Below are 23964 nucleotides of genomic sequence, written 5' to 3'. Positions count from 1 at the left end.
GTCACCGAACCAATGCCCTATATTTTTATCATGAATCGTTTATTCAACAACATTCCTATTGACAAGACGTAGAAAAAAGTCCGGGAAAATTTCCCAGACTTTTTTTACTCTAAATAGTTATCGCTGAAACTCGTGACAAAAATCCGTCATAATTGAATTGAGTCATAATCACGTTGTTTCTTCGGTAAAACGCGGCTACTCAAGAGCACTAACAACAACTCACCCAAAAGCATTGAGAATATGGCGCGATTGCTAGTGACGTTCACCGGCGCATGCAGTAAGTTAAGTGAATGTTGCAAATACGAGCGGCGTTCACTAGTGATGGTCCCATCCAACTGTGAAAAGTTTGCCAGCGCTGCATAATACGAAACCGATGTTCTCCCACGATTAATAATCGTGAGACGCAGTTTTGAGCCGACGGTCCGCGGATAAGTGAGTGTAACCGCTTGTGCGGGATTTCCTGTTCTGCGAGCTAACTCACGTGTACCATTTTTGAGAATGACCGTCACTTTCCCAGTCGTCGAGGTTGGGTAGATCCGAATCTGATTAGTAGCCATTTCAAAAGGAATTTGATTCGTAACTTTTTCAGCTGGTTTAATCAGTTGCGTGGTGCTGCTAGGTGCGTACGACCCATTTCGTTGAAAGTCCAGAATGTCCATCGTTGACTGCTGGTCTTTGCTGAACTGCAGCGTCACTGTAAGACAAAATAGTGTCCCAGCGACCGCTAATAAACTGACGACATTTCGTTGTCGTGGTTTCAAAGAAAGTCCCGGCCAAGTCGCCCAGCCCGTCACGCCTAAAATCATCAAAATCGGCAGGAGTGGCAATGCATATCTCGCCGCAACCTCCCATAAGCCAACATGGAAAAACGTCAATCCAAGGATCATTAGTGCAAACACCGTCACACTCAGCCGTTGCCCCCTACTGACAATCAACAAATAGATACTCCCAATTAGAAACATCAAATACCAGCATTGCGTGCTGAGCAATTGCCAAAAATGTAAAGATTGCTGGCGTTTTAAAAACCAACTCGGTGCTTTGATCCACTGAGCAACCTGACTAAGCGCATCAAAATCTCCCTTTGCAAAAAAGACGCCCATCTTATTGGTTAAATGTAGTCCGAAATCGATTGCATCCATTTGTTGAAGACGTGATTTAATCAACTTAGTCGCAACCGTTTGCTTGGCGGTCGCAGTCGGCGCTTGCTTAACGCTCATGAAGTCCTTAGTCGTATACTTACCAAAGGATTGTTGATTTAAGCCAAGTGCAATCCAACTCGTCACTGGCGTCGCCTGGTCTGGCGACTTTTGATACCCATTACGGGTTGCAATCCCGGACATTAACGACATCGACAGCATCAAAACCGCCAGACTACCGAATAGCCATTCAACCGCAAGTGACCATTTCACCTGACGCTGCCAGGCAGCGAACAAGGCGACAATTACCATCGCAATCCAAAAGACAATCATGTTGTTTTTCATGACCACTGCGAGTGCAATCAGAATCCAGCTCAGTACCAAGGCACTTCAGCGGCGCCAGCCCTTTGCGGCAGTGGCTGTCCAAGTTAATGCAATCACATTAATCGCAATTGGAAATACCAATGCATCCGTATAGGCTACCAAGCCATAGAAATAGAGTGGCAGACATAATAGCCAATTAACCCCGGTTAATATCCGCCTACTCAAAACATGAATTCTCCTCTCAAAACTATTCAGACACCCTTTTTCATTTTTCCCATGTACATTCAAATTAAGCAAAACAATTGCAATCACCCAGTAGTGGAGTATAACAAAGGTTTCTTCACTTCACACTTGTTTATTATTACAGTATTTATACTGAATATTGCTGAAAATCCGCCTAAGCTTTGAACTACCATCATTGATTCCTAATTTCAATTCATCCAACTGATTAAGAATCTTGCTCCACAGTGTCAGGTTACCTTTCCATTTCCTGACACAGCTCTTCTCATTAGTGACTAACTTGAGTATAATTAACTTGTTGTGTCAAAATAAATCAGATTTCACTTAATATAAATGAATTTCATCACGATGATCAACAATTTCAATCAAAAGATTTCGAGGGGAAGTCACCATGAAACAAACGAATTTAGCCATTGTCGTACCCTGTTATAACGAAGAAGCAGTTCTACCATCTTCTTCAAAAGTCCTACAAAAAATCATGCACGACATGATTGATAATGAACAAGTAAGTTCAGAAAGCAAAATATTATTCGTCAATGATGGTAGTAAAGACAAAACTTGGGAACTAATTAAAGATTTGGAAGCTGAAGATACCGTTTTTACTGGCTTGAAATTTAGTCGTAATTTTGGACACCAAAACGCCTTAATGGCTGGTATGAAAGTTGCAGGAGATTTTGCGGATGCTATCATTACTATTGACGCAGATTTACAAGACGATGAAAATCTTATTCCTAAAATGGTTGAGAGCTTCCAAAATGGACACGAAGTTGTCCTTGGTGTCAGAAATGACCGTTCTAGTGACTCTTCATTTAAACGCTGGACAGCTGAGACTTTCTACAAGATCATGCATCAGATTGGTGTGCAACTTGTTCCTGACCATGCCGACTTCCGTTTATTGGGTCAGCGTGCTGTCGCAACCCTAATGGAATATCAAGAGAGCAATCTGTTTCTACGCGGTATTATTCCTCAATTAGGCTACAGCTCTGAAAAACTCTACTATCAGCGTAAACCTCGTTTAGCTGGAGAAACTAAGTACCCATTAAAAAAGATGATTTCGTTCGCTTTGGACGGGATCACCTCGTTTTCAGTAGCCCCCATTAAAGCCATCATGTCTTTAGGTGTGGTAGTAATCGTGATTAGTTTAATTATGATGATTTATGCACTAGTTCGTTTCTTTACCGGAAACGTGACAAACGGGTGGGCCTCACTGATGACAAGCCTTTGGTTCTTGGGTGGTGTGCAGTTAGTTGGAATCAGTATTATCGGTGAATATATCGGTAAGATATATTCAGAAGTTAAACATCGTCCACGTTATATAATTGAAACCGAAGATTACAGTACTACACAATCTCATAAGGACAATAGTCAAAATTAATAATGAACTTAAAGGAGCATATCATGGATTCAAAGCACAATGCCGTTTTAAAAAACATATTTATTGGCACATTTATATTGGGATCATTTTTAATTTTAAGTTATTTTTTTGTTTGCCCTCTACTAGTTAAGGGATTTGTCTCATATGGTGATGACATTACATACCAGGTACAGCGAATTCTTGAGCTTAGTCATAATTTAAAACAGGGTATTTTCTTGCCATTTGTTTATACCTATTCATTCGGACAGGTAGCTTTTCCCTTGGGGATTTTTTATCCTGAAATAACATTAATCCCCTCGGCCCTACTTTTTAATATTTTCAATCATCAAGTTACTGGAATTTACGCAGGTATTGCTTTTTACGCATTGCTCACCATGATTTTTACTTATATTATCTTCAGAAAACTAAATCATTCTTGGGTTGTTTCATATATCGCAGCAATTTTATACACTTTTTCGGTCTATCACACGATTGATGCTTTTACCAGATTTGCAATGGGTGAATACATTGCCATGACATTCTTGCCAGTTGCTTTCTACGGCTTCTACGCGATTCTAAAAGGCAAAGTCAAAGAATGGCCGTATCTGGCATTTGGCTTGTCCTTCATCCTACTTTCACATGTTTTAAGCACCTTTATTGTGGTCTTAACCATGGCCGTTATCTGGCTACTAAGTTTTCTCTGGAAATCAAATCATTTTCAAAGTATTCGTTATTTGGCGATTGCAGGTATTGCTACCTTATTTAGTTCAGCAATATTTTGGGTGCCCTTCGTGGAACAACAATTATTTCAAAAATACAATCAACCTTCACCGATAAGCATGGAGAACTCATCAACTAACTTATCTGAATTATTGATTTCAGCAATCAATAATTCCATGTTACGTCCATACAGTATTGGATTGACAATGTTACTGACAATGATTTTTGGCGGTATCTTTTTTAGAAGACTAAACCAATTAGAAAAGTACAGTTACCTAATTGCCACATTCATTTTCGTTGGTTCCTCAGCTGTCTTTCCGTGGGTTGTCTTTCAAAAAACACCGATTTCAGTTATTCAGTATTCATTCAGATTGTTCATGATTTCTACATTATTTTTTACAGTAGTTGCAGCAGGACTTCTTAAACTCTTTATACAAAACAATACTATGACGTCTATAATGAAACAGCTATCACTCGTCTTTTTAGTACTCCTAATTCTCGGCAGTTGGTCTCAAAGCATGCAAAAGTTACGAATTAATCCTTTGCAAAACGTCGCAACAAAAATATTTACAAACAGTGGTCCACAATCAAAGAATCCAAATAATTCAACTTTTGTGGAACAATATACTCCGAGAAAAACCATGCCTCATTTCAAAGAACTAATTGATCATATCGCAATAATCAATCACAAAAAGGTCACCTTGACTAGAATTGTTGCCAAGCCAAGCAAACAAATCTATACTGAAAAATCAGTTATATACGCAAAAAAAGTTGATTTACCGGTTTCTTATTATAAAAATTTTGTTGCTTATCGAAATGGCAAACAAGTTTCTACAATTCGTAGTTCTCGTAATACTTTGCTAGTCAATTCCAAAACAACTGGTCCAATCACTGTCGCATATAAATACTCAGCCATTGATAAATTTAGTGTTCTTGTAAGTATCGCGTCTTGGATTGTTTTTCTTGTCTTTTTCTGCTCTCAGGGTTTCCAATACATGAAAAAGCGTTGGTCAAGTCAAACACCATCTTCAAAATGACAAATTGACATCGTAAACTGATAATTAAAATTAACGCAGCTAAATAGACACGAAATTACCGATATCGGCGATTTCGTGTCTATTTAGCTGCGTTGTACTATCGCTTTAAACAATTAGGTTATAGACTTAAATATCCCTAATAAAATTCATCATATAATAAAAAGACACCAATATTATTAACAGATTCTTATATATCTTTGTTTTCTTACAAGAGTCAAGTGCACTCATTCGGACACAATACAAAAACATTTGATTATACAATTAGTGTCAACAATCATGCATTCAAAGTGATTTGACTTTCTTTTTACAATTTAGCTTCTACTCTGCGTATCAAGCGATGCTGATTGAAACTTTGTAGTCCCAACAACAATAATACAATTATCCATACGATCAAAGCCAACATTCCAAAAACAGTGAACGTTTTACCTTGTCGGTATTTAATTATAAGTGTATTTTTCCCTTTTCTCTGTGAGACGATCAACGCACCAATATTACTATGCTGATAATGACTATCCCACTTTTTATTTCCGTTAAGAGTAATCTGTGACTTAGAATAGCTCACTATTGGAATCTGCTTTTTCCCATTTTTTTGTGCATTCCACGTAACCAACAAGCTACCATCGCTCAAGACTTTCTTTTGATAAGCATCTTTCTTCTGGACAACTTGGGCAATATAATCAAGGTATGCGTCACGCTTTTTGTTATATGTGAGATATTTTGCAGGTTGGTTTAAATAGTCTGTCGTTCCCTTACCCACTATTGCGAACCCCGCGCTCAAGTCAGGACCCTTAAATGCATTTCTAATATCTGTTGCAGATGTTCCTTTGGAAATGTAGATGTGTTCCATCCGTTGAATTGGCTGATTAGTATACCACTGTCTAATTTGAACATTCATACTCTTCAGATTTTGAATCATCAATATCGCTGCTCCAAGTACAAATAAAATAGTCGGCCAATTAAAGTGTCGATGCCAATCACTCTGAATATGATCGAACTGTTTTACAGCTTGTGTCAAATACCCAGCCATACCAGCTATCAATAATATTCCAACTATCGAGCCCAAACGTGCCGGAAATTGAAGCCAGCTTCGAATTGCTGGAATTCTAACAGCTAATTGTTCCCAAGGAAATAATTGTGACCCAATTATTAGAAAAGCAGCACCAACAAAGGTGTTAATATACACTGTCAACGGAAGTCCTTTGACAGTGAGCGCTACAAAAATCTGAATAATAAACAAGACTGAACAAACCACACCCAATGTAAACATATAACTATTGCCTAATGAAAGATTAAGTGAGCTTCCAGTCATATTAGGAAAACCAAAAGGTTGAATAATATGATTGCCAGTTGTGACGTTCAACATTGCAGCCCAAATATTTGCGGACATCAAAAATGCTAAAATAGCTGCAACTACCGTCTTAACAAGCATTGATAAACGATTCTTCGCGTTAATCATTCCAATAACAAAATAAGGAATTAATGCCAGAATGACAAGAAGTGCACTCAACATATGAACCTGTATAATTGCAGCCACACTGATCGCTAATAGCAACACATTAACAGGATGTTCATGGTCTGTAATCATTTGTATTCCCATCATTAAAACAAACGGCATGACCATCATACCCCATGCTGTAAATTCTTGACCAGTTAGCCATGCCGGAAGCCAACCGACATTCAAGTACATAATTGTGCCAATCGTAGCAAATAACTCGTTTGCACCACTTTTACGGGAAAACAAATACATCCCAGCACCGCTAATAATCAGCAATAATAGATCAGCTGCTAATTGAAACTTGAAAACGCTACCTGCAATCAACATCAGGAAGCCAAGTGCATAACTCCAAATTGGCCCATACACAGCATTGATAATTCTTCCAGACTGTGAAAAACCATAGTTAGATTGAAAATAGCTGAAATTCCAATGTTTGATTTGCATCGCATCTTCGTATATTCGATTGAAATGAAAGCTGGAGTCAACTCCTAAAATTGGCACTCTGGTAATAATTTGTGGCAGAATCATTAGAATTGAAATAGCAACAATAATCAAATACGGTCTGGTAATACGTAACCCCTTTTTTAACAATACCGAATACCCCCTCTACACCAAATTCTTTTTTATTTCTTCAAACCAAATAACTAAAAATCAAAATGCATTTCTAATTACATTTAGGTTTCACCTTCACTCCTTAACATTACTGCTACTACATTCTCACTTAATAAACGCTAAAACATGAAGACTAGAGATGCTCTCCAGTTTCCATGCCTTTTAGGACAATACTGAGCACGTTTAATATTATCAAACTACTATTAAACTATCAACATTGCATATACCAAAGCACCTAGTTTTAGCACACTTTACCGTTAAAAATCTCCGCGTTCTTTTAATCTTCCATATGGGCTGTTTTGTATTATGCCTTGGTATCCAGATGTAACAATACTGCTTTACGAATCGTGTCAACGACACCCGTAACACCATCAAGCGTTGCCTTATCATGACTAATGACCCATTCAATCAAGGTCATCTGGACACTCGTCCCCATTGACGCAATTAAATCGGTGGGTGCATCAGTCTGAAGCACTTGTTCTGCGATGAAATTTTGCCATTTTTTCAGTAACATTGTTCGAAAATTGGCCTGCAGATCGGCTTCCGGTTCATGAACCCCAAATAAGACTTGAACCGCCCATCGATTTTCGGCCATATCAGCCGAGAGTCCCGCAACTAAGTCGTCAATATCGCCAGCAATAATTTGGTCAAAGCGCATGTCAACGCGATTGGCAAAGATTGCGCTGTAGTGGGCAACCATTTGATCCAACAAATCGTACTTGTCCAAATAATGTGCATAAAAAGTTGATCGGCTGGTCAACGATGCCTCACAAATATCTGCGACCGTAATTTGCCGAAACCCCTTCATGGCAAGCAACTGGATGAAGGCAACCTGTAGGTCACGTTCTGTTTTAATTTTGCGCACATCTTGTGTCATGAATTTACTCCCCAAAAATTTAAGTTAGTTTCATCGTATCACAATCATTTTAAAAACCAATGTTGGATTTCGAACACTATAACCCCCAGATGTTCGAAAACGTACTTCTACCAGCATTTTGACGGTGTTCAAAGCAGCTAAAAAGCCTTAGTCTATAACTGTTGAAAGGAACAAAAGCTTTTCTTTCAAAACTTAATTGATTAGAGGTAGTTGATATGTTCACTTGGAGTTTTTGGATTTTAGCAATTTGGTTCGTCGTTAATGTGATTTGGATGTGGTTTGATTTGGATAACCAATCCTTGCAAAGAACATTTGCGTATATTAATGTTGTCGCAGTTATTTGGGGTTTCTGGGCCTTTTATGGCGCAACGCCAGTAGATTCATTGAGTGTTTGGTTCCAAGTTCTCAACTGGGTCAATGTTGTGCTAGCAGCCTTACAATTTTACTTTGGCTACCGTCAATCTTCACATCGTACCGCTTAAACTAAGTCAATGAACCACCTTTCCTAGTAAGTCGTAATAAGCCACCTGAGATTTCTCAAGATCTCAGATGGCTTTTTGCGTTGACAAACTAAAATTGCACGACGAACAGTCAAAAAAGTCAATGATCATCATTCACTTGATCTCTCACAGTAAGCTGCATAAACCAAGCTGGCTTCACCAGTATTTTTCCAGTCAATTGATTATAATTTGACTTAACCGCCGCGTATTTGATCAACGACTTGCCTTTGTTCGTCAAACTAATCGTGAGTGGCTTTGCTGTAGTGGGATAAGTTACGTACTGTAGCTGCCTTGGCGACCCACGTCCAACCACCAAAGTCCTTGTCCCAGCAGCCAATCGAAGTTGAACACGTCCAGATTCTGTCACTGGGCTGAGTCGCAGCTGATTACTCGGCTGATTGAGTGGCAACCGAATAATCACACGTTGCTTCGGCAAAATCGTCTGAGCCTCAAACTGATAGTACGACCCGTTACCTTGGCGCATGATCATCGTCGTTTGCAGTGCCTTGTTCATATTTACATGCCAAAGGTCCCAACCGCTGATTAAGATCCCGAAAACCAACGTCCACTTTAGCCGAAGTCGTGAATGCCTAGTAAGCCCAATTGGCAGTGATTCTGCCCATTGAACACATGCTAAAATCAACAAAACAGGTAACAGAGGTAACGCATATCGCGCCTCGACTTCCCACAAGCCAACGTGAAAAATAGTGAAGCCTAAAATAGTCAGCGCTAGCAAACCAAAATCGAGTTGCTGATTATTATGCTGACGCAGACTTCCAATACTGCCAATTAATAAACAGAGGTACCAAGATTGCATCACTATCCCCAGCCAAAACTGAATGACTTGCGTATTCGCGCGAAACCAACGTGGTGCCTTCAACCACTGTGTCGTTAATTTGAAGCTGTCAAAAGCGCCGTCGGCATAAAACACCCGCATCTTTTTACCCAAATGACTCAACAAACCGCCGATTTTTAATTGATCAAGGCGAGTGCTAATTAAACGACTTGCCCGCCGCTGCTTGGCGGTCGCAGTCGGTTGTTTTCGAATCACTTCAAAATCATGGTAATTATAACGGCCACTCGTTTGGGGATTCAGACTCATTGCGATCCAACTCGTTGCTGGCAGGGCTTGGTTGCTATTTCGATGATAACCCTGCCGGCTCGCGAGCTGCTGCATCCCGCCAAACACTAGGCCCAGTGTCACAATATTTCCCACCAACCAATACCAGCCCGTATGCGGACACAGTTGATACTGAAACATCGCCACTAGTGTGATCAATCCCGTTGCCACCCATAAGACGATTAGATTACTTTTAAGCGCTACCCCCAAGGCGAGTATGCTCCAAGTCAACATAGCAAGTTCCCAGCGGCGCCAACCAGTGTACGTTTTAAACTTGAGTCCCAAAGCTAACACATCAACGACCAGCGGCAAGACCCACGCATCAGTATAGTCAAACAAAGCGTACGCATAGAATGGCACACTTACCAACCAGCCTAACAACCAACCCAACGCACCGGGACGAAAACGTTGCCAGTGCCGTAAAATGACCAATCCCGCCAACAGACCAGTATCAATCCAAAGAAAACGCCCAATATTAAAGAACACCCACGGATTAGTTACACCCAATTGCAGTGCACCTTTGATGGCGACGGCAATCAACAACGTCAGATTCACATTATTCGGGTAGGTCTGAAAATAGTCTGCCCAGTGTTTCTGCCCTTGTGCGAGTGCGATTGCCTGATTTCGCACCCAAAATGCATCTGCTCGCCCGACATCCACAAATGAAAATGCCACAATTAATTGCGTCAGAACAATCAGTAGGCCAATCCCCCATAAACAACGGCGATAGGTTTTGACTGACCAGTGCGCCTGCCAACGTTTCAACCCAATCAAGCCGAAAAAAATAATTGGCGTGAGACTAATCACCAAAAACAGGGTCACCCACGATTGACCTGCCTGCACAGATTCCGGCCAAAATAGTGCCAGCACAGCTGCACCACTTAAAATAATGACTACTAGCCCATTTAAGGCCCCCAATACTCCTTTACCCATCAGACTGCTCATCCCCAAATAAGTTGTCGATATGCCATTCATTTCAAACACAACTATTGCCTAGCCGCTGGTTGAATTGTTTAATCATCATATTATAGTAATACCATTTCCAGCTTTAACAGCTGTTGCGCTCTAATCCATTTGCATATAAATAAAACTAACATTCGTCCTCACATCTTATTGTGATTCAAATTTTCGAACATCAACTGGACAAAAAAAGAAGTTGCTATTCACAACTTCATCTTTTCGGTCCCAGCAAAAATAGCTGAGTAAAAAATCGTTCTCTAGTTTACATAATTTTAATTTAAAGAAGTAAGTTCCCGCTATTGGTCCTCAGGACGATAACAGTGTTCGAATGTAAACTCGCCCGCTTCGTAACTAAACTTTAACACTGCACAATTGGTAAATTTGATTTCTTGCCGCTTGATCTCATCAATCGATAACCACCGACGAAGAAACATGAAATCGGCACCACCATGACTGACTGCCAAAACTTCCTGATGATCAGGCTGGTCCATGATCGTGCGCAGTGTCTTTACCATCCGTGCCTGAACCTGCAAATCTGATTCACCACCATAAGCTAAGAAGTAGTCACCATACGACTTTCTAATTGGATCTTGCTGTGGATTGAGACGCTCACTCTCACCCTCAAACAAGCCAAAGTCCCATTCCTTAAGTCCCTTTAAGCGCTCATAGGGTTGATCCGTGACTAACTCGAGGGTATCACTGGCACGTTCTTGGGTTGAACTATAGACGTGGTCAAATGTGACACCGTGTGCCTTAAAGTTTCGGCCGACCTGTTGCGCATCCGCAATTCCTTGAGCAGTCAAGGGTGAATCACATGCGCCTTGTATCTTATGCAATTGATTAAACAGCGTTTGACCATGCCGCATCAAATAAAGTGTCTTTGTCATTTCACTCACTCCAATTTAAAAAGTAACGTTCCAGCTAAATTATAGCGAAGATTGTAACCGCTGTCACCCAACGGGCAAAAACAGTCCACACAACCAACCGTCGTCGTGGACTGTTTTCAAATTTAAAAATCGGTACTCTCATTACCCGCATTTAAGGCAGTTAGGGCCTCTTTTAACGTTTCACCATGTGCAATTACGGTACCCGTAGCATGTCCAGGTTCACCAGTTACTTCGTCTTCATCATAAACTTGTAATTGATTATAAGGAAAAGTATTAGCTTGTACAAAAATCGTCTTTAACTTTGCCAAGTCTGGGTAATCGTACATTACCTTTTCCAACGGCTCACCGAGCTTAACGTGCAGCAAAAGCCGCGTCACACTAGACCCGCTGGCCTTACTGATCAACGCCATCGTTGCCAAACTCATGGGCTCAATTGTCGCCAAATGTAGCTCCTCATCGACGATTGTCAGTCGAACCGTATATAATCCCGGAACCCCAAAGGTTAAGACCCGTTGCTTAATTTCGGTACTTAAAGCATCGATCGCTTGATTCTCTGCTTTATCCTGAATTGGGAAAACTGATACCGAACCATGCACGCCCGGACGTAAATTATTTCCCGCGATAATCTCACTGATTCCAAAAATTGAGACTTCACTGCCGTCGGTAATCACTTCGACTGCCGGCGAATCATTCGTCTTAATTTGTTCACGTGGCAAACCATTATTAATTTGACTGACCTGATACCCCAGCTTGGTCAGTTGTTGTCCCAAGCGATAATCATGGTAAGTGGTGAAGATAATTGCGGGTTTTTCAATCGCCAAAATATTCAAGATATCGGAAACCTGTTTAGGCTCAATATACCGTTTAACCGCTAATTGTGGCGTCATGGCGACACTATTTGGATTCGCGTTAATTAAGATCGTCTGATAATCAGCCTTTTTTAAGTAAAACAAGAGTTGCGAAACCAAGTAGTCATTAGCATGATTCGTCCCAATTCGATTAGCGCCAGTACCAATCACAACCGCACGACGATCGGGCAATTTTGTACTTTCATTGTCAAACTCATAAGTTGAATAATAAGTATTGGTTTGCTCCGTAAATTCACCAGCCGTTGGCTCAACTTCCTTGAAAGTTGCCTGGATTTCATTCTCAATCGCAAAATGAGCGACTTTTTCAGGCGTAGACTGCCATGCAGCCGCGGCGTCTTCGTCCGTAAAACCAAAGTATTTTGCCCGACCAAGCGCGTGGACATCAAACGGATGATCACGTAAGGCTTTTTCGATCGCAATAATATGACTTAGTTTATAAAAGTAAAACGCATCAATTTTTGTCAGTTCTGCAAGTTCATCGATTTGATAACCCCGATTTAAAGCTTCCAACAATACCAGCATTCGACCGGCTTGGGGATGGATCAACCGTTGAATCAATTCACCTTCCGAATAACGTTGCGGCTGATTAGCAATCACATGATAACGAGATTCATCGGTTGCACGCAGCCCTTTCAACAATGCCTCTTCGGTTGAACGACCAATCCCAATCACAGAACCAGTTGATTCCATCACCGTATCCAATTGATGACTAACCTTTTTCAAAACATTGAATGGCCAAATCGGAATTCGACAGACAATATGATCTAGGACCGGCTCAATCAGGGCCGTTTGCTTACGATACGCCGCTGGCAACTTGATCTCTGCCAAGCTGAGATTAGCTAACAAATTCGCCACAATTGTTGCCAGCGGATAGCCAGTTGATCGAGCAGCTAACGCCATTGCCCGGTCAAAGTAAGGCGTCACCTTGATTACATAATAACTCTGCGTGGTCGGATCTAAGGCAAATTGCACATGGCAAGCACCGACAATGTGCAAAGCCTGCATAATTTTTAATGTCGCAGAACGAAATTGTTGATACTCCTGATCGGTAATGGTTTGCGTTGGTGCAAAAATGATTGAGTCAGCAGAGTGAATCCCCACCGGATCGAAGTTTTCCATGCCAGCAACTAATAAGGCCGTCCCTTTGTGATCACGAACACCGACAAATTCAATCTCTTTGTACCCGACAATACTTTGTTCAACGATGCATTGTTTCGTCGCCGACAACTTAAACCCTTGGGCCAATGCCCGTTGAAAATCTTCTTCATCTTCACATAATTGTCGACTGGCTTCGATTCGAGGGGCAACCGACTTCACAATGACTGGGAAACCAACTGAGTGAACCACTTGATCGGCTTCGGCTTGGTTGGCAACTACTTGTGAGGCAATTACCGGTTGCGACAGATCCTTCAATTGGTTGCTCATTAATGCGGGATTCACGACCAAATCGATCATTTCAGCATCCCATTGCAATAATTGTAATTGATTATTTTTCAAAACATTATTTCGAATTAACCCTTGAATCAAGTTCACGGCTTGAATACCACCCAATGATGGAATCAAGCCATCTGGTTGCTCCGTTTGAATAATTTTCGTTAACGACCCTACCGTCAAAGGTTCAATGTAAACTTTATCGGCAAAATTATTCTCGGCAGCAACCGAAAATGGGTTATTGTCGACGAGAATCACGGCGATACCCAACTTACGAATGGCACTACCAATTTGCGTCACCGCAGCATCGTGTTGGCCCTCACGACCAATATCATTGTGGCCCGCACCAATAATTAAAACTTTTGAAATTTGATTATTCACCAAACGGGCCCCCTTGCTTGTTGCATGGATTCTACAAATTCATCAAAAATATCACGTGTCTCAGTTGGACCCGGTGCACCATCTGGGAAAAACTGGACTGAAAAGGCCGGAAAATCACGATAACGTAACCCTTGGATCGTGCCATCGATAAGATCAACAAAGGTGGTAATCAACTTATTTCGATCGATGGTCTCGGGGTTGACAGCGTAACCTTGCCCTTGTGAAGCATAGACGATTTGATTCGTGATTACTTCACGAATTGGATGATTAGCGCCATGATGTTCCGGTGACAACTTCATAATTTGCGCCCCATTGGCCATTGCAAATAGTTCATGTCCCAGCCCAATCGCAAACAATGGAATCCGGTTCTGAATCTTTTGGATCATCGTTAACACGCTCTCTGGTAAATCTTGTGGTTTACCGGGGCCCGTAGATAGGACCACACCATCGGGATCCAAATTGATGATCTCTTCAGTCGTGGCCGTATATGGCAAAACCGTCACGTTGCAAGATCTTTTACTGAGTTCACGTAGAATTCCGTGTTTGAGCCCAAAATCAATCACAATCACATTTAGTCCAGTATCCGGGTTTGGATACGGTTTGGGAGTAGCAACGGCAGCCACTTGACGATTCGTCAAAACTGTCGCGCCTAACTGATCAAACGCATGCGCATCCGCGACATCCACAATACTGGCCTTCATCGGACCACTGGCTCGCAATTGTTTGGCGAGGTGTCTAGTATCAATATGACTGATTCCGGGGATATTTTGTTGTTTTAAATATTGATCTAGTGACCAACGGCGCTGACGATTCGTTGAAATACTGGCAACATCGCGTACTACCACGCCTTTAACTGTTGGTAAAATCGATTCATAACTATCATGATTAATACCGTAGCTACCAATGGTTGGCTGTGTAAATGCCACAATTTGATTATGATAGATTTGATTTGTAATAATTTCTTGATAACCTGTCATGCTCGTATTGAACACGATTTCGCCGGTAGAAACCGCTGGTGAGCCGAAGCCTTCACCTAGGTAGGCACTGCCGTCTTCAAGAATTAAGTAGCGGTCTGCCATGTCGATCCCTTCTCACTTTTGAATTAAGCTGCTAATTTATAATTTCAATACCATCATGGCCGTCAACCTCAGTGACAGAAACCTTTATGCGTTCCTGCAAAGCGGTTGGAATATTCTTACCAATGAAGTCGGCCCGAATCGGTAATTCCCGATGTCCGCGATCAACTAACACGGCCAATGAAATACTTTGTGGCCGCCCACCGCCCATTAAGGCATCCAAAGCGGCGCGAATCGTCCGCCCAGTGAACAACACATCATCAACGAGAATGACTCGTTTACCGGCAACTTCAAAATCCAATTGATAGTCCACGGGTGCCATAGCAATATTTAATGGCTGATCATCACGAAAGGCTGTGATGTCTAATTCACCCACTGGAATCGTCGCCGCTTCTAATTGTTGCAACCGTTCCGCAATCCGTTGGGCAATATAGACGCCACGGGTCTTAATGCCAACTAAAGCCACATCACGAATTCCTTTGTTCTGTTCAATAATCTCATAGGTAATTCGCGTCAATGCACGTTTCATAGCCATTGAATCAACAACTTCTTTTTGCATGATTGCCTCCCAAATTTTAGTCTTGCTTTTTGAGTTACTTGCCATTACAAAGAAAAAGACGGTCGGACATAGGCTGTCACGACCGTCGACGAAAGTTTATTGTTAACAGTAGTTTGCCTTTCAGTCTCTCTGGGCCGGATTAAAGGACTCTTATTACTGTTAGATTAATGATTCAGATCTGTTTTGTCAAGCTTTGCCAAGGTCGCCTTGAAAATTTCAGGCAGCGGTGCTTCGAAGGTCAATTGTTCGCCCGTAACGGGATGCTTAAAACCTAACAATCGCGCATGCAAAAATTGGCCATGACCCTTGATCGTCTTTTTTGGTCCATATAAAGGATCACCGACCAGTGGATGACCAATCGATTGTAAATGGACGCGAATTTGGTGGGTCCGACCGGTTTCTAAACGACAACTGATCAAGGTGTAATGCTGATATCGTTTTAACACCATGAAATGTGTGACCGCATGACGACCATTCTGAACGATAGCCTGTTTTTTACGATCCTTCGGTGAGCGGCCCAGCGGCGCATTAATTGTCCCGCTGGCCTCTTTGATGACGCCATGTACCAACGCAACGTATTCACGTCGATTGGTCTTAGCTTTTAGTTGCGCCGCCAGTGACTGATGGGCATGATCATTTTTGGCAACCATCAACAATCCAGACGTGTCTTTATCAATCCGGTGCACGATTCCAGGTCGAAATTCACCATTGATCGTCGACAGTGGGCTATGATACAGCAACGCATTTACTAGCGTTTGGTCAGGATGCCCCGGAGCCGGATGCACGACCATGCCCTGTGGCTTATTGACAACAATCACATCCGCATCTTCGTAAACAATATCCAATGGAATGTCTTCTGGCACTAATTCAGTTGTTTGAACCGTTTGTGCGGCCACGACAATCACGTCACCGGGCTTCACCTTGGTCTTACTTGCCACAATTTGACCATTCAGCGTAACTTGGTCGGTCTTAATTAGTTTATCCAATTGTGACCGTGTCCAAATCGTCTGAATACCAGCCAAAACCTTATCCAAGCGTCCGGTCTCATCAGTGATCGTAAATTGTTGTTCCGTTGTTGCTCCAGCCAAACCATCGACTCCTTTATAACTTACTTATCAAAACTATCATCACGTAAAACGGCAATCAAAATTAAAATCACGCCAACCGTTAAACAAGAATCCGCAAAATTAAAAATTGGAAAATTAATAAAATCTAATTGGAACATATCGACAACGTAGCCGATACGCAGGCGATCAATAAAATTGCCTAAAGTCCCAGCAATCATTAACACGATTCCAAATTCATACAAGCGATGGGTTCGTAGCCGCCATAATAAATAACCCATTACGGCTAAGGCGACAATTGAGATTAAATAGAAAAACCACAGCTTACCTTGTAAAATGCTCCAAGCTGCTCCATTATTATGTAAATTTGTTAATGACAACAAACCTGGTACCACTGTTTTTGTCGCCCCGAGTGCAATTTGGCGGACAACCACAGATTTAATTAGTTGATCGATCACGACCAAAATAAACATTAATGCCCAATAAATCCACATATTTTACCCTCACAATTCACTAAACTTGTTTAATTATACCAGACATCAGTAGCTTAGTAATCCAAGTGCCATAATTTGGTCAGTTAAAAAGGCCAACGTACAAGCAACCTCAGTCCCGGTTGCAAAAAATGGCCGGCACACAAATGTGTCGACCATTAAGACACTATTTAAAATAAGCCAGAGATTTTACCATCATCGGTAATATCCATATTTAATGCCGCTGGATGCTTAGGTAAGCCCGGCATGGTCAGCACATTACCCGTGAGCGCCACAATAAATCCGGCTCCTAACTTAGGAACGAATTCCCGAACCTTAATCGTAAAACCAGTTGGTGCACCCAATAATTTAGGATTGTCACTCAAAGAATATTGCGTTTTCGCCATACAAATTGGTAACTTGTCCCAACCATATTTTACGAATGATCGTAATTGCCGTTTTGCCTTACCAGAATACTCCACATTAGCGCCGCCGTATATTTTAGTGACAACTGCATTAACTTTGGCTTCAATTGAGTCACTTGCAGCATACAACGGCTTAAATTCACTCGCTTGATCTGCTAATTTCACGACCGTTTCAGCTAAATCAGTCGCACCATCACCACCTTGACCCCAAACATCCGCCAAGACAGCTTCAACGCCTAGATTGGCACAGTAAGCTTTGACAGCTTGAATCTCTGCGTCAGTATCTGCGGTGAATTCATTGATTGCCACAACAACTGGCACACCGTATTGCTGCATAGCACGAATGTGGTGACCTAAGTTGGCAGCTCCTTGGTTCAGCGCTTCTACGTTTTCAGTCCCCAAGTCAGCTAAAGCAACGCCACCGTGCATCTTCAAAGCGCGAATTGTGGCAACAATGACCACTGCATCTGGGGCTTGACCCACTGCTGGCACATTAATATCCATGAACTTTTCACCACCAAGATCGGCACCAAAACCGGCTTCAGTCACCGTATAGTCGGCCAAGTTCAACCCAGCTTGCGTTGCCAAAACACTATTACACCCGTGGGCAATATTAGCAAACGGCCCACCGTGTACCATCGCGGGGGTATGAGCCAACGTTTGAACCAAATTAGGCCGTAGTGCTTCTTTCAACAGTAAAGCAATGGCACCACCAACTTGTAAATCAGCAACGGTGACAGGTTCACGGTCATGAGTATAGCCAATCACAATCCGATTAATCCGTTTTTTCAAGTCAGCAATGTTTTCGGACAAACACAGAATTGCCATGAGTTCGCTGGCAACCGTAATATCAAAGCCATCTTCACGCGGTACACCAGAAGTTGGACCACCTAGTCCAATAACAATACGGCGTAGCGCGCGATCATTAATATCTAGGGTCCGTTTCCATTGAATCCGACGTTGATCAATTCCTAAGGCATTACCTTGTTGGATATGATTATCAATGAGCGCCGCGAGTGTATTATTTGCGGCCGTTAACGCATGCATGTCACCGGTAAAGTGCAAGTTAATATCTTCCATTGGAATCACTTGCGAATAACCGCCACCAGTGGCGCCACCCTTCATTCCCATTACTGGTCCAAGCGAAGGTTCGCGGAGCGCAATCATGGTTGATTTGCCAATTTTAGTCAACGCATCGCCCAAACCAATGGTCACGGTCGATTTTCCTTCACCAGCTGGTGTTGGGTTAATTGACGTCACCAAAATCAATTTCCGTTTAGTTGCTTTGCGTGGTAATGGCAATTTGACTTTGGCCTTGGCACTCCCATATTGGTCAATTTCAGCCGCTGATAAACCAGCTTTTGCTGCGATTTCCGTGATTGGTGCCGGTGTCACTTTTTGTGCGATTTCGATATCTTTCATTCAAAAATCCGCCCCTCTAATCAAGATAAGTTAATTATACCGGTTTTAGCGTCAAAAAACGACCAAATCAAAACATTAGTTTTGATTTGGTCGTAAAAGTTCGGTTATTCATTGTTTTGTGCTAAATTAATTAACTGATTCCGACTCTTCTTCGCCATCAGGAACCGATAGTCATTACCATCAATACGAACCTCGATACCACCTCTAACTGCGGTAATCGCTTCTAATTGATCACGTGGAATGACGAGCCACGACCGATTTAACACGGTACTAAAAATCATTAAGTTGCGATCCACCGTCACTCGTCGTAGGACAATCTGAATCCCGCTGACAAAAATGAACAGTGCCACAATCAGTAGCAACGGCCACTGAAACTTGAGTATTTCCAACCACCAAATCAAGCCGACCATCAAAATCAGGCAAGTCCATGACCAGACAATCAGACTCGAAGCTAGATTTGGTTGATATTTAAAGGTATGCTTAGAATTATTCACCAATCAAAATTCCTTTCACAATGGAGTGTACTTAAATGCAATTATATACCGATGCCGCTACCGAACCAAACACTGAACACAGTGCGGCCGGAATCCTCATTATCGATAACGGCCAACAACACCAACTCAAACAATCCTTACCAACTTGTGACAATCACACGGCAGAATTTTTGGCTGCGATTGCTGGCTTCAAACAACTACTCGATCAATACGGCCCCGCCCACACTATCTTCTTTTTCACGGATAGTAAAATTGTTGCCGAAAGTGTTAGCAAAGGCTACAGCAAGAGTTTCAATGTCGAACTACACACTTTATTACACTTACAAGATCAATTTCAAATCGTCGTCACGCAATGGCTGCCTGAAAGCCAGAACCACGGTGCCCATCAGTTGGCACAACAAGGCTTACATTTGACTGACTAGTCGGCATCTTCCAAATACGTTTCAATCGATAATTGATAACGATCCCAATCGGTCTGTTGGCCAGTTTGCACATAATCAGCCAATAGTTTGCCGATCATTGGCCCGGTGGTGAGCCCCGACGAACCTAGACCACTCGCAACCAGAATGTGTGGATTATCCGGTAATGGGCCAAAGAATGGTGCAAAGTCACGCGTGTAGGCACGCGTGCCGACCTTCACTTGACTAATCTGATCCGTGGTCAACCTGCTATCCAATTTGACACCACTGGCAAACAGATCTTGTTCAACCAGTTCAGAAGTTTGCAAATCATAACCCATCTCATCTTCATGAGTCGCTCCAACCACCAGTTTACTGCGTGTAAATGGGATAAAGTCTCGTTCGCCTTCTGGCATCAAGACTGGAACATCATCCCCCCACGATTCGGGCAACTGTAATTCAATCAGCTGCCCCTTCTGTGGCCGCACATCCGCCACGATTCCCATCGGTAGCAGCAGTGGTTTCAGCCACGCTCCCACTGCTAAAATCAACGTGTCATAGGCTTGCTGGCCATGTGGTGTCAGTAACTGACCTTGATCGCCTAGCGTAACTTTGCCCTTATGCCGGACCAAATTGCGTTGTTCCGCGTACTTCAGTAAATTATGGGCAAACTTATCACCATCGACACGGGCGCCGCCACTAATGAAAATTCCCGGTTCTGGATTAGTGAGTAAAGGAATCCGGTCCTGGACTTCAGCGGCCGTTAACTTTTCAACCGTTCCGATTTGTGGCGCTTGCTGGCGTCGTTCCAGCGCTAAGTCATATAGAGCGTCCAAATCCGCTGGTGCCTGCCGCGTCACAATTGTGCCCGCTTGTTGGTACACGGAATAACCCATCTGTGTGGCTTGCACGATTTCAGGATATAGTGCCGCACCAGCCTTAGCCAGCTCATACCAGCGCTTATTTCGCCGTTTAGATAACCACGGTGAGATGATTCCTGCTGAGTTCTTGGTTGCCTGACCAATTCCCTCATCATAAATCGTCACATTGAGCGTGGGGTCCGCACTTAGATAATAAGCGGTGACCGCGCCAACAATTCCACTACCAATAATCGTTACTTGTTTTTGCATCCTGACACCCTCCACAACCATTCTGAATTCTATTCTAGCATACGCCCATTTGATTGCGTTGGCGAACAATATCGGTTTGAGAGATTCTTTAGACTCTTGTTAAATAAGACCAACGCGACGCACAAAAAAAGCCAACCACCGCAGTCGTTGACTTTCCAATCTTAATAACGATTATTCAAAAATTTTAAACCGATCGGCATCTGCCATAAAGTCTTTATCACCAGCAGCGGCTTCAATCGATCCAAATGGCATTTCTCCACGGAGTCGCCAGTTGACTGGAATACCATAAGCTTTGGCAACCTGGTCATCAATTAAAGGATTGTAATGTTGCAAGTTCGCCCCAATGCCATTTTCAGCTAAAGCGGTCCAAACACTGTATTGTGCATTACCTTGTGCCTGTTCTGACCAGTCAGCAAAGTTTGCAGCATATAATGGAAAATCGGCTTCATGTTGCTTCACAACATCAGTATCCGTAAAATACAGGATCGTGCCATAAGCGGCTTTAAAGCCATTCAACTTTTCAACCGTTTTTTGAAAAGCAGCTTCGGTTGGCACCTCGGACTTTAAGCGATCCGCAGTCATATCCCACAGTTGGTCATGGTATTGATTGAATAAAATCACGGCCCGGGTCGTTTGATTATTGAACGCTGAAGGGGCATTTTTGATGGCAGTCTCAATTAATGTGGTCAAATCTGCATTTGATTGTTTGAGTGTCTTACCTAAGGCGTAAATTGTCCGCCGTTTTGCTTGTAGTTGAACGAATTGGTTTTCCATGAATGATTATCTTCCTCACTTGATTTAATAAGCTTAGTATATCACTTACTTTTAGTTAGTAAAGTATTTTAACTTCATGAATTAAAAAAACTACCGTCAATTCGTCGACGGTAGCTATTTGTTGCTCTATATTAAATTGTCCAGTGAAGTTCAGTCACCCTAAATCAAGTTGGCATTTAACAGTTATTGTCATAATCATCCCAACCAAACGCTGGAATACACATTATTATGAGCACTTTTTCATCATCAAACTAGGTTGATTCAACAGCATTTAAGACCACAGTCGTGCACTATTTCTGCGGCTGGAACTCTGTCACTACTGCTTTAATTAGCTTAATACTCTTCGAAAAATAACGTTGGGTCTTCAATTTCTGAATTTTGTTGTAAAATTGCTTTTCTAAAAACAACTTCATCTTGCTGGACGGCAACCCGATTTAATAAATCATCCGGCAAATTGTCCAAAAAATTTCTCAATTCTAGTGCAGTCAATTGCTTGTTTTTATCACTATCTAACTCGACAAACATCGTACGCTAATCCTCCATCCTCCAAAAATGCACGTCACCTAACTACGCTGATAAGTTTAACGCTACCACAAACATTGGACCTACAAATGTGACTTCCTAAAATGTCTTCACAATCAATGTCACTCCCCAAATTCAATCCAATGTGTTCCGGTGGTCAATTAGATAGTATACAGATAAAAAGACAAATTCGCGACCAGTCACACCAAAAAACATCAATACCGTTAACTGTAATTATCAGACCGATTATTCCGATTAAAACCCACTCGTATTCTTTGAGAATTGCCATGCTCACAGTGCTTAAGAAAATATCAAGGTTTACAAAACGTCTTAGTTTGGGCGATAATTAGTTTTACACTGAAATAGACGTGACACTATAACTTATTTTAAAGGACTTATGACTATGTCAATTATTTTCACCATCGCAACACTTGTTTTACTGATTGTTGGCTGTGGCCTCTTCTATCTAAATTGGCGACGACCGTATTTGCAACCCACCACCGCACCAAAAAATCTCACGGCTCAGTTCAAGTTGCAACGCCGTGCCCGTCAAACTGCCACCGCTGCCCATCCTGGCCTGAAAGGCTTATTCTTAACGAGCCAAATCAGTCTCTGGTTAGGAATCGTCCTCTGGTTGATTAGTAGCTACTTAGTAGAAACTAAACTAGATTTACTTGTTATCTCAACCGCCATTTCCTGGACCAGTGCCATTTTAATGGTCGCCGGCGCCGCACTATTGACGGTTTACCCACTGATTTGGTCAAGCGCCAGCTATCATTACTGGACAAATCAATCACTCACCAAACAGCCTTTCGTACTCAGCGATAAAAAAGCATTCCACAACTTCCAACGCCGTCAAATCTGGGGTACGGTTGCCATTGCCATTGCCGGGCTGCTCTTCTGGACCATCCGAATTCTAGCAATTGGCACTAATCCAACCATCTCCATTCAGGACTTAGTAATGGCACTAATTGCTGGCATTCCAGTTATTGCGCTAGTCGTTGGTTTAGTACAGTTACCCTATTTACATCAAAATCGCTATTTACAGATCACTAGTCCAGAAGTCCGGTTTGGACAACAACATTACCAAGCCACTAAAGCCTTGCTCCAACACCAACCAGCTTTGAAGACCAAAGTGATTACAGTCCACGTGATTCGAGGCATTGGTTACCTTCTCGGACTAATCTCAATTTGGATTCTGTTCCGAAATATTATTGCACCAGCCTTCGCAACTGATTTGACAGCCGTTTTCCCAGCTGCGATTGTGGCTTTGATCGGCTTATGCTGTGTTGAAAGCGTTGGCTTCTTCTGGCCACAACGAAATTATGACTACTTACGAGCATTAGATACGACCAACTTACCATTCAAAATTGCCGAGCCTGAAACGTTCCATCGCTTTAAAATGCATTTACGGACTTATCATGTGGCAGCGATTATTATTTGGCTTTCGATCTGGTTGGTCATTCTAGGTAGTTACTATTACCTCACTTTAATGGCTGTTTATAGCAGTTACGCTTACTAAACACGGAAGGGACAACGGCAAAATGCCGTTGTCCCTTTTATTTTCTGTTAAATAAGGTCTCAACAGTGGTCATTGTCAACCGCCTTTTTTAATCATCTGTTGCTGATAAACTTACGCCAACCGTCCTAACTCAGTGCATTTTATTGAAGTCCTCTTTCCGGCAAT

General features: G+C 42.2%; 21 protein-coding genes. 5 read left to right on the top strand and 16 right to left on the bottom strand.

What is annotated here, in order from left to right:
• Window positions 1–146: 146 nt before the first annotated feature.
• Together FFM64_RS08530 and FFM64_RS12330 are read right to left on the bottom strand one after the other, a co-directional pair.
• Window positions 147–1481 (bottom strand): hypothetical protein, encoded by a 1335-nt coding sequence (locus FFM64_RS08530; protein WP_137607579.1) that lies wholly within the window; start codon window positions 1479–1481, stop codon window positions 147–149.
• Between the two features lie 45 nt (window positions 1482–1526).
• Window positions 1527–1685, bottom strand: coding sequence for a hypothetical protein (locus FFM64_RS12330; protein ID WP_171000344.1), 159 nt, complete (start codon window positions 1683–1685; stop codon window positions 1527–1529).
• Window positions 1686–2091: 406 nt separating this feature from the next.
• Between FFM64_RS12330 and FFM64_RS08525 the strand changes: the two genes are divergently transcribed.
• Together FFM64_RS08525 and FFM64_RS08520 are read left to right on the top strand one after the other, a co-directional pair.
• Window positions 2092–3075, top strand: coding sequence for a glycosyltransferase family 2 protein (locus FFM64_RS08525; protein WP_137607578.1), 984 nt, complete (start codon window positions 2092–2094; stop codon window positions 3073–3075).
• Window positions 3076–3098: 23 nt separating this feature from the next.
• Entirely contained in the window at window positions 3099–4811 is a 1713-nt protein-coding gene (locus tag FFM64_RS08520) for a hypothetical protein (RefSeq protein ID WP_137607577.1), read from the top strand.
• Window positions 4812–5115: 304 nt separating this feature from the next.
• On the opposite strand, the gene FFM64_RS08515 is transcribed toward FFM64_RS08520, so the two are convergent.
• Together FFM64_RS08515 and FFM64_RS08510 are read right to left on the bottom strand one after the other, a co-directional pair.
• The gene (locus tag FFM64_RS08515; protein WP_137607576.1) at window positions 5116–6897 is read right to left on the bottom strand and encodes a hypothetical protein; all 1782 of its coding nucleotides are present in this window, start codon (window positions 6895–6897) and stop codon (window positions 5116–5118) included.
• 325 nt (window positions 6898–7222) lie between these two features.
• Window positions 7223–7795, bottom strand: a complete 573-nt coding sequence (locus tag FFM64_RS08510; RefSeq protein ID WP_137607575.1) for a TetR/AcrR family transcriptional regulator — start codon at window positions 7793–7795, stop codon at window positions 7223–7225.
• A 215-nt stretch (window positions 7796–8010) separates the two neighbouring features.
• Here FFM64_RS08510 and FFM64_RS08505 point away from each other — a divergent pair, with 215 nt between their 5' ends.
• Window positions 8011–8277, top strand: coding sequence for a hypothetical protein (locus tag FFM64_RS08505; RefSeq protein ID WP_137607574.1), 267 nt, complete (start codon window positions 8011–8013; stop codon window positions 8275–8277).
• Window positions 8278–8395: 118 nt separating this feature from the next.
• Here FFM64_RS08505 and FFM64_RS08500 read toward each other — a convergent pair whose 3' ends face one another.
• The 9 genes from FFM64_RS08500 to FFM64_RS08460 form a co-directional block, all read right to left on the bottom strand.
• Window positions 8396–10348 (bottom strand): hypothetical protein, encoded by a 1953-nt coding sequence (locus FFM64_RS08500; protein WP_137607573.1) that lies wholly within the window; start codon window positions 10346–10348, stop codon window positions 8396–8398.
• Window positions 10349–10671: 323 nt separating this feature from the next.
• Window positions 10672–11262, bottom strand: a complete 591-nt coding sequence (locus tag FFM64_RS08495; protein ID WP_137607572.1) for a histidine phosphatase family protein — start codon at window positions 11260–11262, stop codon at window positions 10672–10674.
• Window positions 11263–11384: 122 nt separating this feature from the next.
• Complete coding sequence (locus tag FFM64_RS08490) at window positions 11385–13943, bottom strand: carbamoyl phosphate synthase preATP-grasp domain-containing protein (protein WP_137607571.1); 2559 nt, start codon at window positions 13941–13943, stop codon at window positions 11385–11387.
• Window positions 13940–15022: a carbamoyl phosphate synthase small subunit gene (locus FFM64_RS08485; protein ID WP_137607570.1), complete on the bottom strand. Its 1083-nt coding sequence runs from the start codon at window positions 15020–15022 to the stop codon at window positions 13940–13942. Before FFM64_RS08485 ends, FFM64_RS08490 begins: the two co-directional genes overlap by 4 nt.
• A gap of 31 nt (window positions 15023–15053) precedes the next feature.
• A complete protein-coding gene (pyrR, locus tag FFM64_RS08480; protein ID WP_137607569.1) occupies window positions 15054–15578 on the bottom strand; it encodes a bifunctional pyr operon transcriptional regulator/uracil phosphoribosyltransferase PyrR in 525 nt (174 codons plus the stop codon).
• Window positions 15579–15742: 164 nt separating this feature from the next.
• Window positions 15743–16666, bottom strand: a complete 924-nt coding sequence (locus tag FFM64_RS08475; protein WP_137607568.1) for an RluA family pseudouridine synthase — start codon at window positions 16664–16666, stop codon at window positions 15743–15745.
• 20 nt (window positions 16667–16686) lie between these two features.
• Window positions 16687–17136, bottom strand: a complete 450-nt coding sequence (gene lspA / locus FFM64_RS08470; RefSeq protein WP_137607567.1) for a signal peptidase II — start codon at window positions 17134–17136, stop codon at window positions 16687–16689.
• A gap of 167 nt (window positions 17137–17303) precedes the next feature.
• Window positions 17304–18959 (bottom strand): formate--tetrahydrofolate ligase, encoded by a 1656-nt coding sequence (locus FFM64_RS08465; RefSeq protein ID WP_137607566.1) that lies wholly within the window; start codon window positions 18957–18959, stop codon window positions 17304–17306.
• A gap of 104 nt (window positions 18960–19063) precedes the next feature.
• Entirely contained in the window at window positions 19064–19453 is a 390-nt protein-coding gene (locus FFM64_RS08460; protein ID WP_137607565.1) for an EbsA family protein, read from the bottom strand.
• 35 nt (window positions 19454–19488) lie between these two features.
• On the opposite strand from FFM64_RS08460, the gene FFM64_RS08455 reads away from it, so the two are divergent.
• Window positions 19489–19875, top strand: a complete 387-nt coding sequence (locus FFM64_RS08455; protein WP_137607564.1) for a ribonuclease HI family protein — start codon at window positions 19489–19491, stop codon at window positions 19873–19875.
• On the opposite strand, the gene FFM64_RS08450 is transcribed toward FFM64_RS08455, so the two are convergent.
• From FFM64_RS08450 to FFM64_RS08440, 3 genes are all read right to left on the bottom strand, one after another.
• Window positions 19872–20981, bottom strand: a complete 1110-nt coding sequence (locus FFM64_RS08450) for an NAD(P)/FAD-dependent oxidoreductase (RefSeq protein WP_137607563.1) — start codon at window positions 20979–20981, stop codon at window positions 19872–19874. The two genes, FFM64_RS08455 and FFM64_RS08450, sit on opposite strands and share 4 nt — an antisense overlap.
• Before the next feature lie 171 nt (window positions 20982–21152).
• Window positions 21153–21755, bottom strand: coding sequence for a nitroreductase family protein (locus FFM64_RS08445; RefSeq protein ID WP_137607562.1), 603 nt, complete (start codon window positions 21753–21755; stop codon window positions 21153–21155).
• A 333-nt stretch (window positions 21756–22088) separates the two neighbouring features.
• Window positions 22089–22280 carry a hypothetical protein gene (locus tag FFM64_RS08440; protein ID WP_137607561.1) on the bottom strand — a complete coding sequence of 64 codons (192 nt, stop codon included), beginning with the start codon at window positions 22278–22280 and terminating at the stop codon, window positions 22089–22091.
• A 400-nt stretch (window positions 22281–22680) separates the two neighbouring features.
• On the opposite strand from FFM64_RS08440, the gene FFM64_RS08435 reads away from it, so the two are divergent.
• Window positions 22681–23799: a hypothetical protein gene (locus FFM64_RS08435; RefSeq protein ID WP_137607560.1), complete on the top strand. Its 1119-nt coding sequence runs from the start codon at window positions 22681–22683 to the stop codon at window positions 23797–23799.
• Window positions 23800–23964 lie beyond the last annotated feature (165 nt).

This window comes from Lactiplantibacillus daoliensis (assembly GCF_005405005.1).
Classification (GTDB): Bacteria; Bacillota; Bacilli; order Lactobacillales; family Lactobacillaceae; genus Lactiplantibacillus; species Lactiplantibacillus daoliensis.
Note: the sequence above shows the minus strand (reverse complement) of the source record. Positions and strands in the feature narration are given on the sequence as shown.